Source organism: Microcystis aeruginosa NIES-4325, from assembly GCF_008974145.1.
Classification (GTDB): domain Bacteria; phylum Cyanobacteriota; class Cyanobacteriia; order Cyanobacteriales; family Microcystaceae; genus Microcystis; species Microcystis aeruginosa_G.
This window is the reverse complement of the sequence record NZ_BJKP01000034.1, coordinates 1-15,381: the sequence shown is the minus strand read 5'-3', so window position 1 is coordinate 15,381 and position 15,381 is coordinate 1. Positions and strand designations below refer to the sequence as shown.

Here is a 15,381-nt window from a genome sequence, read left to right as displayed (position 1 = left end):
TTTTTTTCTTATTTCTTTGAGCGAAAAATGTCTATTATCAAAGGCGATATTATCCCGCCAATTTATGTTACCAGCGATCGGTCAAAATCATCCCCAATCTGGTAATTACGCCCCCCTAGATAGCCATCTCTGGGCCGATGCCACCTATCCCCTCGGGGCGCATTATCGGGGCGATAGTGTCACCTTTGCCGTCTATTCTAGAAATGCCAGTCAGATTCTTCTGGAAATCTACGATCGCCCGACGGGAGAAAACGCTAAGTATGATTACTGGTTGACAAAAAACCCAAAGGATGATATTTGGCGAGCAAAAATCGCCGGTATTGCCCAGGGCAGTTACTACGCTTTTCGCTGTTGGGGTCCCAATTGGCAATTTGATCAAAAATGGCAAAGAAGCCACAGTAACGCCGGTTTTCGGGCGGATGTGGACGATTTTGGCCATCGTTTTAACCCCAATAAAGTCCTCTTCGATCCCTACGCGCGAGAACTTTCCCACGACCTTGAAACCCCGGCCATGATCGCAGCCGGAGAAAATGTTGGAATCTATGCCACAGGAGGGGGGGACTACAAAGGAGTGATCCAGCGGCAATACGATACGGGTAAATGGTCGCCCAAAGGCATTGTGATCGCGCCGGATGGAACTTCCACCGGGATTCGTCCCCGTCTGGGTGCGGAAAAAGCGATCATTTATGAGGCCCATGTGCGCGGTTTCAGCAATCACCCCTCCGCTAGTCGTTTAGAAGATATTCTCAAGGGAATTAGGGGTTTTGAGGAAGTGGCCAACGTTCCCGACCAGTACAGAGGAACTTATGCGGGAGCCGGCTATATGGCCAAATATCTGAAAGCGTTAGGATTTACCACGATCGAACTCTTACCTGTCCAAGAAACCGCTAACGATAATAACCCCGATGATCGTCCCGGCGGTAATTATTGGGGTTACATGACCTTTGGTTATTTCGCCCCCGATCGCCGTTATGCTTATGATCGCTCACCCGGGGGACCCACCAGAGAATTTAAGTCCATGGTCAAAGCTTTCCACGACCAAGGCATGGAAGTTTATCTCGATGTGGTCTATAATCACACGGGAGAAGGGGGCAATTGGGGCAGCAACCATGTCACCCAATTTGTTAGTTTTGGTGGTTTTGATGTGGTGGAATACTATCAACTCACCGACGAACATTATCTAGTCGATGGGGCTACCGGCTGCGGAAATCAATTAAACTTTTCCCATATTGTCACCTATAATCTGGTTCTTGATTCCCTCACCTATTGGTTAGAAACCATGGGAGTTGATGGTTTTCGTTTTGATCTGGCCCCCGTCCTCGGCCGAACTCCTTCTAATCATCAACGAGAAGATCGGGGCAAGCAAAAACAATTCTTCCCTAAACATCCTTTGTTAGACAAGATCGAGAAATTAGGCAAGAAATACGATGCCGAAATGATCGCCGAAGCTTGGGATCGCTGGGGTTACGAAGTGGGGAATTTCCCTGCGGGTTGGGGCGAGTGGAATGGACGTTATCGCGATGCAATTCGGCGTTTTTTCAAGGGAGATGGTAATACTTTTCAATTCATCGAACAGGTGAACGGAGATTATCGCAATTTTAACGACCAAGGCGGACCACAAAAATCGCTCGATTTTATTGTTGCCCACGATGGTTTTACCCTGATGGATTTGGTCAGTTATAACCATAAAAATAACCTCACTCCCTGGCCCTTTGGTCCTTCCGATGGCGGCAATAATAATAACGATTCTTGGGATTCTGAGGGTGATCATGCCTTACGTCGCCAAAGATTACGCAACTTTTGGACGATTCAATTTTTATCTCGCGGTGTTCCCATGACTGTCTGGGGCGATGAATTTGGCCGCAGCCAAAATGGTAATAATAATCCCTACAATATTGATAGTGTGGCCACCTGGAATAATTATGATATGATTGCCACCCGTTCACCCCATCTACTGCCCACCGGTTATCGGGAAGCTTATCACAATAATTTTGGCACGGCAACTAATCAAGAAGAACGCAATCCTTTATTTATTTTTGCCGCTTATATTGCTCACTTAAGAAACAATCATATAGCCCTCAAACAGCGCCGCTACGGCGATATGGTTCTCGATGCAGGCAATGATGTCACCTATTTATTTAAAAAACCCGATGGGGTTAGCGATTTAACTGCCGATGATCGCTGTATTTGGTTTTTAATTGATGGTAGTGCCGTCGGTGATCACGATTTTTTGGTGTTAATTAATATGTATCATCTGCCAGTCGATTTTCGCCTTCCCTCCCCATCCAATAATTATCGTTGGCTAAGAATTATTGACACGGCAGCTTGGGCAGAAACCGATTATAATTGTTGGTCTGTGGATCAAGGGGCAGTAATTGCTGATCGCTATAAAGTCAATGGTTTTTCGATCGTGGTTCTCGAGGAGATTAACTGAACTACCCAAACCGATATTGGGGGGAATTTGGAGACAGATAGGGTAGCGCACTAATATTGAGATCGAGAGCGATCCTATGCCGATTTCTGCTATATTTTTGGCAATAGGGAAATATAGACCCTGGCTGCATCTTATGTTTTGTAACCCGAACTTAGCCCAAAATTGCCGTTAAATGTCTAAAACTAAAAGTAGTGTTATTATCCTAACCATAATTTGTATTATCGCCACGGCGATGGGAGTTTATCTAATTGGTGGTATCGACTCCCAACAATTACAGATATGGTTAAAACAAATGGGAATTATGGCCCCCATTTTGTATATTATTCTCTATACGATCGGGACAATTTTAATCCTGCCTTCTACTCCCTTAAACCTCAGTGGTGGGGCGATCTTTGGGGTAGTTATGGGAACAGTTTGGACAACGATCGCCGCTTTGGTGGCCGCTATAGTTGCCTTTGCTTTTACCCGTACTATCGGCCGGGAATATACCGCCAAAAAATTTCAGGGAAAATGGCAGGCGATCGATGCAGAAATGCAGCAAGGTGGCCTATTTTATATGTTTGCTATCCGTCTATTACCGATTATTCCCTACGGTATCGTTAACTTTGTTGCGGGATTAACTTCTATCCGTTTTCGCGATTATTTCATCGGCACTTTATTAGGCACTGTCCCCGGAATTTTACCCTTTGTTATGATGGGTGCGGGCTTGAAATCTTTAGGAAAAGGCGATATATTGCCCCTGATGGTGGCTTTTACCCTTATTGCTCTGTTAGTAGGTGTGGGAACTTGGTATCGTCGTCGTCGGCAATTTCCCCAGATAAAAAGTAAAAAGTGAAAAGTCAAAAAGTGGACGTTACATTAAAGGTAAAAAGGGTGTTGGGATTTTGGGGTTTTGGGGTATTAGTTGAAATTTCCCTATTCCCCTATCTCCCCATTTCCCTATACCCTGACTCCTGACTCCTGACTCCCGACTCCCGACTCCTGACAGCGATAAAATTAAGTTAGATTAGGAATATCCCGACTGAATCCTCATTGCTAAGGAGATAGCGTATCGATGCCTGCCGCAGATTATAAAGATTATTATGCCGTTCTGGGAGTAGGTAAAACTGCCAGTGCTGAAGAAATTAAAAAAGCTTTTCGCAAATTAGCCGTCAAATATCACCCCGATCGCAATCCTAACGATAAAAGCGCCGAAGAACGTTTTAAAGAAATTAGCGAAGCTTACGAAGTCCTCTCCGATAGCGAAAAACGCCAAAAATACGATCAATTTGGACAATATTGGCAACAGGCCGGGCGATCGAGTTGGCCGGGGGGTAATCCGGGGGTTGACTTCGGTTCGGCTGGTTTTGACTTTAGCCAGTACAGCACCTTTGATGATTTTATCAATGAACTGCTCGGTCGCATGGGCCGCCCCGGCGGTACTCGCCCCCGTTACCATTCCCACGGGACTCCGGGGGGAGGATTTGGCGATTTTAGCAATTTTAACGACTTTGCCGGCGCTCGTACTCCACCGCAATCTGTCACTTCTGGCATCTCCACCGCTAAACTGCGTCTGAGTTTTGCGGAAGCTTTACGAGGAGTACAAAAACGGGTTAATTTAGCCGGAGAAATGATCGATATCAAAATCCCCCCAGGAAGCAAAACCGGTAATCGTCTCCGGGTACGGGGTAAAGGACAAGTGGATCCCTTGAGTAAACAACGGGGAGATCTATTTCTCGATGTGGAATTAGAACCCCATCCTTTCTTTACTTTTGAAGGCGATAATTTAACCTGTGAAGTCCCGATTACTCCCGATGAGGCGGTTTTAGGCACAGCGATCGAAGTTCCTACCCCCGATGGCCTGGTGACGGTAAAAGTTCCCGCCGGTATTCGTTCCGGTCAATCCCTGCGCTTACGCAGCAAAGGTTGGATCGATAATAAAGGACAACGCGGCGATCAATTAGTCAAAATTGTCATCGATACTCCCAAAGAATTAACGGCGATCGAACGGGAATTATACGAGAAAATTAAATCTCAGCGTACCACCGATCCCCGTCGTCATCTCAGACAGGTGCAAATTTAGTCCCTATATCTTAATAGTGAGGTACGAAGTCTTTGTTTTGGGGAGTCGGGAGACAGGATCAGATTAGCTTATACTTCATCTTTATGAGAAACGCTATGTCAGTTATCAGTGGTTACTGATTGGTCACTGTTTACTGTTTACTGATCACTGTTTACTGTCTCTGGGGTTTATCCTTGGCTAGAATTTAACCTTAGTAGCCAACCAATTAGTAATTAATTTGGGGCTATTTTTCTTCACCCAATAGAGAGCATAAATTCTGAATATAGGCTTAGAAAAACGAGCGATCGCTTTCATAATAAAATTTAAGTGACGACGATGAAACTTTTTATTAATTAAATTTAACGAACCCACATCGTAAAGACAGTCAATGATAATCCTAAAAGTCGTTTCCTCTCTTTGGAATAAACTATCTATTAGCAATAGCACTTCCTGAATCCGTTGCTGTTTAAACTGTTCTTCTTCGGAAACAGCCGAGAGAATCTGCTGCTGCTTAGATAATTTACTATCCGATGGGGTTAACATGATATGGTCGCCGAAAAACTAATTTGTTTTGATTTTATCCCTATTTGCTGATTTGGCAAGGCAAAAATCCCCATCTATCGCCGTTTTTCCGATAACAGGAGTCATTAACTGATCACTGTTTACTGATCACTGATCACTGATCACTGATAATAAACCTTGACCGCCAAAACGGACAACATCGGTACAAAATAACCCCGTTTCCTCCTGCACAGTTTCTATAGCTTTAACTGCCGCCTCCGGACTAAGATGAAAGGTATTTAAACTAATCCCCTTTACCTTCACTTCCCCGAAACTTCCCCCGGCGCTTGCAGTCATTTCGTAGAGTTTAATCACTTCCGTTAGGGGAGGGATGAGAATATCGGGTAAATCTTTGATATGAATTTGTCCGGCACGATGGACGAGAATTAAACCCGTCGGTTGACTGCCACGCATTAAGGGCAAGGTAGCAGTGGATCCAGGGTGTAATAGCGAGCCTTGACCCTCAATAAACAGAATATCGTTATTTTCTGCTGATTCTAACACCAAAGCCTCGATCGCACCAGCAGCATAATCAACGCGCACCGCATCCAAGGGTACACCTTTCCCAGCGATCATAATTCCCCCCTGTCCAGTGGCTAAAAATTGCGATTTTAGCCCTTTTTCTTGGGCAACTCGATGTAATTCGATGCTAGTGGACATTTTGCCCACACTCATATCCGTCCCTACCGTTAGAATACGCTGACAGGTTAAAATTTTCGCCCGCGCTTGCCCAATTTTTAAGTCTTGGGGTTCCAAACGGATATCCCAAATCCATTGATCCGGTTTAAGCCGAGGAAAAAGGGGTTTTAGGGGTGTATGGAGACCATTAACGAGGGATAATCCTGTATTTACCCCCTCTTTGATTTCTTCTAGCCAATGGGGGGGTAAAATGCCTCCTGAGGGTGCGATGCCAATTAACAGGGTATCGGGATGATAGGTTAAAGCTTCCTTAACACTAGCAACAATCGGCAAGGGGCGATCGATTCCGGCCACTTCTTTTAAGGTGCTGCCGGCGCTTTCTGCGTCAATAATCGCCACTACCTGCGCTTTCCCGTAACGCAGATAACTTAATCCGGTTTTGCCGCGAGTTCCTTTGATTCCTTCGTGGAGAAGAATCGCTACTTTCTTGTCAGGAGTCAAATAATTAGTCATCTTTTGTCCGTAAACTAACACCCAAACCGGGCAAATGATTTGTTTGTAAACGTCCCCTTTCCAAGCTTAAACCCGTAAAGGGATCATCGCGTAAATTTAAATGACTATCTAGGTCAAGATAGTTGACAAGCGGGCCAAGATGTGCTAGGGCAGTATTGGCTAAACTGCTGTCAGAGTAACATCCGAACATAATTTGCAGTCGGCAAGCTTGGGCAATATGAATCATTCTGTGCACTTCCGCTAATCCACCGGCTTTCATTAGTTTAATATTAATGCCGTGGACTCGATCGGACAGTTTCGGGATATCTTGACTAGAAAAACAGCTTTCATCGACGAAGATGGGTAGGGGCGATTTTGGGTATAAATCGATTAAATCTCGTTCTTGTCCCGCAGATAGGGGTTGTTCCACATAAATAACGCCTTTTTCCTCTAACCATTGGCACATTTTCACCGCATCGCTAAATTTCCAACCACCATTAGCATCGACAGTTAGGGGCAAATGGGGGACAATTTCTTTAATAGCCAGAATTATAGCTCGATCGGCTTCTATACCGTCCGGTGAGCCTAATTTGACCTTTAATAAGCTAAAATCGCCGATTTCTAGCCAATCTAACACCCTCTTCCCCACATTTTCCGGAGAATTTAAACCGATAGTAACAGAAACCGGCGGAATTAAAGAGCGATCGAGTCCAAAAATTTGCCAGAGAGGTAAATTAGCTTTTTTGCCTAACCAGTCGTGCAGTGCCGTATCAATAGCGGCACGAGTAGCCGAAGATATCTGATTTTGCCATAAAATTTTCTCAATTTCTTGGCGTTGACAGGGGTGAAAAGATTGTAAAAGAGGAGCGATCGAGTTTAATTCTTGCAGGATTTTATCGGGTTTTTTCTCCTCGCTGGTAATATCAAAAGGGGATGCCTCTCCCCACCCTTCGATATTTTCCTCGCTAATTTTCAGCCAGATATTAGTATTTTCGCTGGTAGTGCCGCGACTAATCGTTAAAGCTACTCGTTTATGAATAGTAAAAGTTTGCCAGTTTAGCAGCATAATTCACCTAGGGATGATCGGGGAATAGGAACAGAAAAATTATCTACACTTACCCAAATCCTTACTTCTGTCCACTCTCCCCGCAATCATACAACTTCCGGCGGTGTTTTTCGTCAAAGACAAAATATGATAGGCTAACCGAAGGTATAGGCAAGACGGCTGCGGGTTAGGAAATGGGATGAAAGAGGAGTGAGTTAACCAAAATCAATGATTAAGAAAAAGATTTCTTACTGGGTAAATGGAGGTATTGCCCTCATTGATCGCTATCTGATCAGCCAACTACTACCCCCATTTTTATTTAGTGTTGGTTTATTTGCCTCTTTGGGAGTAGCGATCAGCAATCTTTCCGATTTGGCTAATCAGGTAGTTGATGCTAATCTACCCCTTGCCTCGGCCCTAGAAATTCTCCTGTTAAAAGTGCCAGAATTTGTCACTTATTCCCTGCCAGTTTCTCTTTTACTAGCCACTTTAATCACCTACGGACGTTTAAGTAGTGATAGCGAAACCGTTGCCCTACAAAGCTGTGGAGTCACTCTTTACCGTCTTTTTATACCCACTTTTTGCCTAAGTTTAATAGTTACAGTGGTGACATTTTTATTAAACGAATATGTGGTTCCTAATGCTAATTATCGAGCCACAGAAATTTTAGTGCAAAAAATTAATAAAGAAGCAAATTTTTGGAAAAATAAAGACTTTTACTATCCCGATTATGAAATAAAAACCCTAGAAAACGGTACGATTAATCGCAATTTAAGAAGTTTATTTTATGCCGAACAATTTGACGGGGAAAAGATGAAAACTGTCACCGTTATCCGTTGGCTAAAACAAGAATTAAATCAAATTATTATCGCCGATTCGGCCCGTTGGAATGCCGTCGATAACGTCTGGGACTTTTTTAACGGCATTATCTATGAATTAACCCCCCCTAACGCCTCCTATAGCCAAGTTATCCCCTTTAAAGCCGAAAAAATCGCTTTATCTCGCTCTGCTTTCGATTTTGCTCGTCAAAGCCGCGATCCCTACGAGATGAACATACCACAGGCGATCGAATATGTGCAACTGCTCAAACTCAGTGGCGATGAGAAAAGAGTCAGGTTTTTTCAAGTGCGAATCCAGCAAAAAATCGCCTTTCCCTTTGTCTGTATCGTCTTTGCCACCATCGGCTGTGCCTTGGGTTCTCTACCGCAAAGAATTAGTCGGGGAACCAGTTTTGGTCTCAGTGTCGCCATTGTTTTCCTCTACTATCTTTTAAACTTCCTTGTCGGCAGCTTGGGACTAACCGCTACCCTTTCTCCCTTCCTAGCTGCCTGGCTGCCTAACTTTTTCGGTTTTGGGTTGGGTCTATGGTTATTATGGCGACTTAACGGTTAGACTTTTTTGAAAATTTTCGTCAAGATAGGAGACGTAGAGTTATAGCAGGCCCCTTAGATCTATGTTTCCCTTTTTCTTTAACACTTGTGGCAGCACTTCCCACCAAGAATATCAAGAGCTTAAATTAAAGTTATCATGATACTAAATCCGTTGAGTATAGGCTACATATCAGGAGAGGCACGAGAGGCAAGCTTTTCTTCCCTAGCTGTTGAGAGAGTCAGCTTTGAGTAGCTCGCTTTCTACTGCTATTGTCAACTGTTTCCTCAGTCCTCCAGTAATCTTTAACATTTCCTCAAGACTTAGAAAGTCAACTAGATACTATGTACTGTGACGAGAAAAGCCTTCCTTAGTCAATCGTTGCAAAAATTGCAGGAAGTTATCTCGAATTTTATCTGTAGCCTGGAGGGTAAGATGGTTCTCATCGGAATATAGCCTTTGATTATCCTGTACAGCATGACAATACTTCTCACTCTCAGGACATAGTAAGGCAAAGGGATCGAAAGCGACTAAATTGGGAATGCTCTCAATTTCCCGACGTAGAATGATTGTAAATTTCTCATTCTTTTTCGTTAGTTCTTCCCGCTCTATCTTGACGAAACACTTATCCGATGGCTTTCTCCTGAACCATTCTTGAGTACACAAGTCTAAAGGATATAAATCAGGCATCTCAGGAGTTGGGAACATAACAACTATTTTTGTATTCTGATTGTCTTGAGCAAACTTCTTAAGCTCCTTCAGCCATCTTACTAGAGCATCTTGAGGGTTTTCTGTTACTCCCGATTCAAGATAATAATTGATTCTCTCGTATCTCCTTGTGCCAATACGCGGCTGTCCAAAGTAATAAGCGAGGTAGGAAGATAGAATGATGATATTGTTTTCTTGATAATCTAAACGATTAATTTGATTATATACTCTTTTGTTTAGGGTTTTATTATTGTTCTGATTTTTGGCTAAGGTCATTCCTCCTACGGAACTGGAATAGTCCATAGTTGGGAATATGGTGGCGTTAATTGCTACTACTTTGCTATTCATTCTAAGCTCCTCAGCCACCTGTTCTACCATTGCTTTATAATGATTGGCGTGACTATCACCAATAAGAATTATATTACCTTGCTTTTTATCCTGTACTATTACAGATTTCTTCTGGGAGATATTATCTGGCTTTTGCTGATTCTTGCTGCCTGTATATAAAGCTCTTGCGGGGGAGGATAGAAGTCCGATTAATAGGACAGTTGCCATCCCATAAGCAGTTATACCATATACTATAGATTTCCCTTGAGAGTTAGACCATTGCTTATGTCTGAAGGGTTTTTCAACCCAATAGTAAGAAGCAAGAGAAGCTAATACTATGCACAGTAATTGTATAGGGAATGTCCATAAATTGATCCCCACGGTCAATTTACTTAAAACAATTACTGCCCAATGCCAGAGATACAAAGAGTAGGAAATTAAACCAATAAAAACAACCTGGGGCTGAGTGAGTAGGTTGAATATCTTGGTTTGAGGACGTAGGGAAGTAATGGCTATTGCTGTTAATAATACACAGGCGATTGTTACGAGGACAATAAATTGACTCGGTACAAACATAATGGCTAGTAGGCATAATATAGCTATACCAGCCGGCAACTTTTTCAGATAATCGTGAAGGAAACTTTTACGATTGTATAGGAAAAGGAAAAGGAGACTCCCTGCTCCCATCTCCCAAAAACGAGAAGTCATCAGGAAGTATGCCCCTGGTTGATAGGCTGCGTTAAAGTGAATGAAAGAGACTAGGGAAGCAGTAGAAAGCACGCACATCAACCAAAAAAGATTTTTCGCCCCTTTGATGGTTTGCTGAGTAAAGCCTGTTAACCAAACTAAAAAGGGAAATAATAGATAAAACTGCTCCTCAACGCCTAAAGACCAAGTGTGAGTAAAAATGTTCCTCTCTGCCCACACCCCAAAATAGTCGGTGGCTTGCTTAAGCAGATAAAGATTTGAGACTCCGAAAAGAGACGCGATTCCCGTTCTGAGAGAGGCTATAGGATAAACTTCAAATAGGCAAATGATAATGCTGCTAATAATTACGCACAGCACTAGAGCGGGCATCAGACGCTTTACTCTTCTTCCATAGAATCCCCCAATAAATTCCTTAAAGTTTTTCTGCGTTCGCTTCGCTAGAGATGCAGTGATTACATAACCAGAAATAACAAAAAAAATATCTACACCTAGATAACCACTGGGCAATAAATCTTTGTTGAAATGGTTAATAATTACGGCTAGGACAGCTATAGCTCTGAGTCCGTCAATCTCAGGTCGATAGCTACTCACAGATTTACTTATATCCATAGGAGAGAAGTTGAGTAGTTAGTTGATATTTTTTATATTTTTTCATATTTGCAACACACTTTAACATATCCACCCTTCTTTGACAAGTAATTCCCCTAGCCTAGAGTAGTTCGCATTTTTTGGCTTGTGGTCAACTCTTGATACCCAATACTGCTCTACTATACAAACGCTGAAATTCTCTTTCGTAATGCCTTACTAGCAAGGGATTGGCGATCGCCACTGGGTTTTGCTGGCGGCGTGGTTTCCCCTGGAAAAACAACGATACCGCACCGCAGAGCGACAAGAAAAAGGTAAATAGGCTGAATAAACGTGGTGAGGAGCGAAATAAAGCCATAACTAAATCAATACTGCTCTTGACAGAATGTCTATCCAGTGTAGATAATGGTAGTTTGTGTGAACTTTAGCTAGATTCAATAAACCCTTGGCTAACGTTATAGTGATTGGTGCCCAATGGGGCGACGAAGGAAAAGGAAAAATCACGGATCTGCTGAGTCGATCGGCGGATGTGGTGGTGCGTTCTCAAGGTGGCGTAAATGCGGGTCATACCGTCGTCGTCGATGATCAAACGTTCAAACTCCATCTAATTCCCTCCGGGATTCTCTACCCGGATACGGAATGTATAATCGGATCGGGAACAGTCATAGATCCCTCGGTGTTACTCAAAGAGATGGCTCAATTACACGCCCTCAATGTTACCACCGACAATCTCTATATCTCGCAAACGGCTCATGTCACTATGCCCTATCACCGGCTGCTCGATCAAGCATCCGAGGAGAAACGGGGTAAATATAAAATCGGCACCACGGGACGGGGTATCGGCCCCACCTATGCCGACAAATCCGAGCGCATCGGTATTCGAGTCATCGACTTGATCAATACCGAGAATCTGCGGCAAAAACTAGAATGGACGATCAATTATAAAAACGTCATTTTAGAAAAGTTATATAACTTACCGCCTTTAGATCCGAAGAAGGTGATCGAGGAATATCTAGAATATGCCGAGATACTGCGTCCCCATGTGGTCGATAGTTCCCTAAAAATCTACGAAGCAATCCGCAAGCGTAAGAATATTCTTTTTGAAGGAGCCCAAGGCACCCTACTCGACCTCGATCACGGAACCTATCCCTACGTTACCTCCTCCAATCCGATCGCCGGAGGTGCTTGTGTCGGTTCTGGCATTGGTCCGACGGTAATCGATCGAGTGATCGGTGTGGCCAAAGCTTACACCACTAGGGTAGGGGAAGGTCCATTTCCCACGGAATTAGAGGGGGAGATTGAGCAGTTATTATGCGATCGTGGGGCGGAATTCGGGACCACCACCGGCCGTCGTCGTCGCTGTGGTTGGTTTGATGCGGTGATCGGTCGTTACGCAGTGCGAATCAATGGTTTAGACTGTCTAGCGATCACCAAATTAGATGTTCTCGATACCCTAGAGGAAATCAAAGTCTGTGTTGCCTACCAATTGGACGGCCAAACCTGTCGCCATTTGCCCAGCAGTGCGGCGGAATTCGCCCGTTGTCAACCTATTTATCGGACGATGCCGGGGTGGCAACAACCCACCAGCGATTGTCGCAGTCTGGAAGACCTGCCCAAACAAGCCCTCGATTATCTAAAATTCCTGGGGGCGATCATGGAAGTACCGATCGCTATTATCTCTCTAGGAGCTAGTCGCGACCAAACTATTATCGTTGAAGACCCCATTCACGGACCCAAACGCGCTCTTTTGGACGAAAATGGCTCACCTTGGGATAATCACGAATTTTAAATCATTGCCAAAGAGGATTAGTCAACTATGCAAGTTAGCGTTGAATGTCAAAAAAGACCCGAAAATATTAACCCCAGAGCCCTACGTCGTCAGGGTTTGATCCCGGCGGTTCTCTATGGCCACAACGGCACGGAATCGGTTTCCCTCGTGGTGGGAGAAAAAGCAGCCTTAACCCTACTTAAAAAGGCCTCGGTAAATAATACCCTGGTGGATGTCAATGTTCCCGAAATGCCTTGGACGGGAAAAGCTTTGATCCAAGAGGTACAATCTCATCCCTGGAAAAGAAATCTCTATCACCTCAGTTTCTTCTCGGTATCTGCCCACGGTAAGCTCGATATCGTCGTTCCCATTAAGGCCATTGGAGAAGCGATCGGAACTAAACAGGGCGGTTTAATCGAACAGTTCGTCAACGAAGTTAATGTCTCCTGTATTGCTGATAATATCCCGGAAGTGATCGAATTTGATGTTTCAGGCATCGGTGTGGGGCAATCCCTGCTCGTGGGTGATTTAAAAATGCCGGAAGGGGTGACTTTAAAAGATGATCCCCATACCACCGTTTTTGCCATTGTTGCCGCTAAACGGTAAATTCAGTGATCAGTCGTCGGGTGATAGGGTTATAGGGTTTTGGGGTGATGAGACAGCTTCCCCACTTCCCTCTCCCCAACCCCCACTCAGGGAAGGTAGTGATCCGATAGTAGTGGTGAGCTATCTTGCTTATAGCGTTTCCTGTTCGCAAGAGGTACATTATCAATCCTGAAAAGCTTAATTATCAAAGGTTTAAGTGTGTCACACGGGTGTGAGAACCGCTATAACTTATCTTCGAGATTATCAAGAAGGCGGAATAGAAAAATTAAAAGAAATCAACTTCTATCGCCCTAAAAGTGACTTAGAGTCTCAAAGAGAAACCCTCAAAAAATATTTCGAGAAAAATCCACCAGCCACAATAAATGAAGCTGTATATAGGATAGAAAAATTGACAGGAATAAAACGAAGTACGGGAGCATCTTTCAATTTGACAACGCCTATTGTAGGGCTAATTCCGGAATTAGCCCTACACCTAGTAATTTCAGTTCCCAGCTGATTCGGAGCATCTTTCAATTTGACAACGCCACATTTTTACCCCACTACCGATAAACTATCAACGATTAGCGAGGGAGTATAACAAGAACCATTCCATTGATTATCGGACCCTAAAGCGATTAAATTCTGCAAAGCTGTATAAACATTTCCCGTCACCATTGTATCTTTAACTCGTCCGGTGATTTTGCCCTTTTCTATGCGATAACCCAGATCGATATTGACAGAAAAATCGCCCGAAATATCGGCCCCATGACCTAAAATTTGGTCGATAACTAGGCCCTCATCTGTTTGCGAGATTAAATCCGCTAAAGTTCCCTCTCCCGGCGCCACGATTAGATTAACTAAATCTGGCATAGGATAAACCCCTAAACTAGGACGAAAACCGTTTCCCGTCGGAGGAGTTTTTAATAATTTGGCTGTGGTACGATCGCTATAGAATTCCTTAACTCTACCTCCCTCAATTAAAGATAAAAATTTGGTGGGAGTTCCCTCATCATCAAAGGGACAACTATAGGGTTCTCTGTCCGGTTGTTGGGATAAAGTCAACTTTTCTGACATCACCAATTGACCGATTTTATCACTCCAGGGCGAAGACTTTTCTAATATCTGTTTCCCATTTAAAGCCATCGCCACCGTACCCCATAACAGGGTAACTGCATTAGCAGTCAATAAAATTGGTAATTTACCCGTGGGACTATCCACATTATTAGCTGCCCATTGTAGTCGCTGCAATAACTGTTTAATTACAGTATCGGGATGAGGTGTACCACGAGTATATTCCCCATCATAAACCGCGAGAAAATCCTCCCCTCGCACCCATTCAATCCCCAGATAATAACTCAAAGCTGTATCAGTATATTGACAATACAAACCCTGGGAATTAACTAAACGGGTGATTTCCCGTTCACATTCCCATTCACCACTACAAATAACCTCAGGATAAACTTGGCGAATTTGGCCAATCATTTGATTACCCATCTCGATTAAAGATTGTACTGCCACATCCTGGCCAATCGGGTCATAAATTGCCTGTCGTGGTGCCGAAAATTCGATTTCTTCCGGAGCATTGAGATAGGATAAATTTAACGCCGTTTCTACTAAAATTTCCGGTTGCACATCACCATAACCCACCGCTAACCCCGGACAACCCTCGCGCCATAATCTCAAGGCAGTTCCCACGGATTCGGAACTTTCTAGCTGCTTAAGACGATTAGCCTCAAAAAAAACGGGATGGGAAAGGGAGGAAGATTGATAAACTTCGGCTGCCACCGCTCCCGATTTGAGAGCCAGTTCGATAAGTTGTTGCGGATCGATCGTCATGGTGATACTTTTTGAGATGATAGCTATCTGATTATCTCAAGCTTCGGCGCAAACACCTAAGACTGCAGCGAGTTAAAAAATTTTTGCTTATTCATCAATATTTTTGAGCAAAGATGATCAAGTTGGCAATGAAGTTATCATAGAATTGATCGAGAGTCAAAAATATGGACACTCCCACCTAGAGAGGCCGAAAAAATGACGATTGCCAAAAGCGACGAAACTGCCACCTCTCCGGCACTGATAGAAGAAGATTTCGAGGAATTCTGGGAACCCACCCCACCCCC

At 43.8% G+C, this 15,381-nt stretch carries 11 protein-coding genes and 2 pseudogenes; 8 read left to right on the top strand and 5 right to left on the bottom strand.

Features of this window, described 5'->3' with window-relative positions; all coding sequences use genetic code 11:
- The first annotated feature begins 64 nt into the window (after positions 1–64).
- The 3 genes from MiAbW_RS15795 to MiAbW_RS15785 all read left to right on the top strand — a co-directional run bounded on the left by MiAbW_RS15795 (position 65) and on the right by MiAbW_RS15785 (position 4,496).
- Complete coding sequence (locus tag MiAbW_RS15795; protein ID WP_151696875.1) at positions 65–2,434, top strand: glycogen debranching protein; 2,370 nt, start codon at positions 65–67, stop codon at positions 2,432–2,434.
- A 172-nt stretch (positions 2,435–2,606) separates the two neighbouring features.
- Complete coding sequence (locus MiAbW_RS15790) at positions 2,607–3,269, top strand: TVP38/TMEM64 family protein (protein WP_108936807.1); 663 nt, start codon at positions 2,607–2,609, stop codon at positions 3,267–3,269.
- A 219-nt stretch (positions 3,270–3,488) separates the two neighbouring features.
- A complete protein-coding gene (locus tag MiAbW_RS15785) occupies positions 3,489–4,496 on the top strand; it encodes a DnaJ C-terminal domain-containing protein (protein WP_151696874.1) in 1,008 nt (335 codons plus the stop codon).
- A gap of 177 nt (positions 4,497–4,673) precedes the next feature.
- Here the strand turns inward: MiAbW_RS15785 and MiAbW_RS15780 are convergent, their stop codons facing one another.
- The 3 genes from MiAbW_RS15780 to MiAbW_RS15770 form a co-directional block, all read right to left on the bottom strand.
- Positions 4,674–5,018, bottom strand: a complete 345-nt coding sequence (locus MiAbW_RS15780) for a hypothetical protein (protein WP_151696873.1) — start codon at positions 5,016–5,018, stop codon at positions 4,674–4,676.
- A gap of 126 nt (positions 5,019–5,144) precedes the next feature.
- Positions 5,145–6,188: a DUF1611 domain-containing protein gene (locus MiAbW_RS15775; protein WP_151696872.1), complete on the bottom strand. Its 1,044-nt coding sequence runs from the start codon at positions 6,186–6,188 to the stop codon at positions 5,145–5,147.
- The gene (locus MiAbW_RS15770; protein ID WP_151696871.1) at positions 6,181–7,233 is read right to left on the bottom strand and encodes a dipeptide epimerase; all 1,053 of its coding nucleotides are present in this window, start codon (positions 7,231–7,233) and stop codon (positions 6,181–6,183) included. The genes MiAbW_RS15775 and MiAbW_RS15770 overlap by 8 nt, the downstream gene beginning before the upstream one ends.
- Before the next feature lie 207 nt (positions 7,234–7,440).
- On the opposite strand from MiAbW_RS15770, the gene MiAbW_RS15765 reads away from it, so the two are divergent.
- Positions 7,441–8,604: an LptF/LptG family permease gene (locus MiAbW_RS15765; protein ID WP_151696870.1), complete on the top strand. Its 1,164-nt coding sequence runs from the start codon at positions 7,441–7,443 to the stop codon at positions 8,602–8,604.
- Positions 8,605–8,922: 318 nt separating this feature from the next.
- On the opposite strand, the gene MiAbW_RS15760 is transcribed toward MiAbW_RS15765, so the two are convergent.
- On the bottom strand, positions 8,923–10,932 hold the full coding sequence (locus tag MiAbW_RS15760; protein WP_151696869.1) for an acyltransferase family protein: 2,010 nt from the start codon (positions 10,930–10,932) through the stop codon (positions 8,923–8,925).
- Between the two features lie 421 nt (positions 10,933–11,353).
- On the opposite strand from MiAbW_RS15760, the gene MiAbW_RS15755 reads away from it, so the two are divergent.
- From MiAbW_RS15755 to MiAbW_RS15745, 3 genes and pseudogenes are all read left to right on the top strand, one after another.
- Complete coding sequence (locus MiAbW_RS15755; protein ID WP_151696868.1) at positions 11,354–12,697, top strand: adenylosuccinate synthase; 1,344 nt, start codon at positions 11,354–11,356, stop codon at positions 12,695–12,697.
- Between the two features lie 27 nt (positions 12,698–12,724).
- Complete coding sequence (locus tag MiAbW_RS15750) at positions 12,725–13,282, top strand: 50S ribosomal protein L25/general stress protein Ctc (RefSeq protein ID WP_002781534.1); 558 nt, start codon at positions 12,725–12,727, stop codon at positions 13,280–13,282.
- A 217-nt stretch (positions 13,283–13,499) separates the two neighbouring features.
- A pseudogene (locus MiAbW_RS15745) lies at positions 13,500–13,691 on the top strand (IS630 family transposase); the annotation flags it as partial.
- Positions 13,692–13,813: 122 nt separating this feature from the next.
- On the opposite strand, the gene MiAbW_RS15740 reads toward MiAbW_RS15745, so the two are convergent.
- Positions 13,814–15,097 carry a TldD/PmbA family protein gene (locus tag MiAbW_RS15740; RefSeq protein WP_151696867.1) on the bottom strand — a complete coding sequence of 428 codons (1,284 nt, stop codon included), beginning with the start codon at positions 15,095–15,097 and terminating at the stop codon, positions 13,814–13,816.
- A 195-nt stretch (positions 15,098–15,292) separates the two neighbouring features.
- Between MiAbW_RS15740 and MiAbW_RS20785 the strand changes: the two are divergent.
- Positions 15,293–15,381, top strand: a pseudogene (locus MiAbW_RS20785) (Uma2 family endonuclease); the annotation flags it as partial.

Coding starts and splice junctions, on each gene's coding strand:
- MiAbW_RS15770 (WP_151696871.1), bottom strand. CDS start 7,233: ATGCTGCTAAACTGGCAAACTTTTACTATTCATAAACGAGTAGCTTTA.
- MiAbW_RS15785 (WP_151696874.1), top strand. CDS start 3,489: ATGCCTGCCGCAGATTATAAAGATTATTATGCCGTTCTGGGAGTAGGT.
- MiAbW_RS15765 (WP_151696870.1), top strand. CDS start 7,441: ATGATTAAGAAAAAGATTTCTTACTGGGTAAATGGAGGTATTGCCCTC.
- MiAbW_RS15780 (WP_151696873.1), bottom strand. CDS start 5,018: ATGTTAACCCCATCGGATAGTAAATTATCTAAGCAGCAGCAGATTCTC.
- MiAbW_RS15790 (WP_108936807.1), top strand. CDS start 2,607: ATGTCTAAAACTAAAAGTAGTGTTATTATCCTAACCATAATTTGTATT.
- MiAbW_RS15740 (WP_151696867.1), bottom strand. CDS start 15,097: ATGACGATCGATCCGCAACAACTTATCGAACTGGCTCTCAAATCGGGA.
- MiAbW_RS15775 (WP_151696872.1), bottom strand. CDS start 6,188: ATGACTAATTATTTGACTCCTGACAAGAAAGTAGCGATTCTTCTCCAC.
- MiAbW_RS15795 (WP_151696875.1), top strand. CDS start 65: ATGTTACCAGCGATCGGTCAAAATCATCCCCAATCTGGTAATTACGCC.
- MiAbW_RS15760 (WP_151696869.1), bottom strand. CDS start 10,932: ATGGATATAAGTAAATCTGTGAGTAGCTATCGACCTGAGATTGACGGA.
- MiAbW_RS15750 (WP_002781534.1), top strand. CDS start 12,725: ATGCAAGTTAGCGTTGAATGTCAAAAAAGACCCGAAAATATTAACCCC.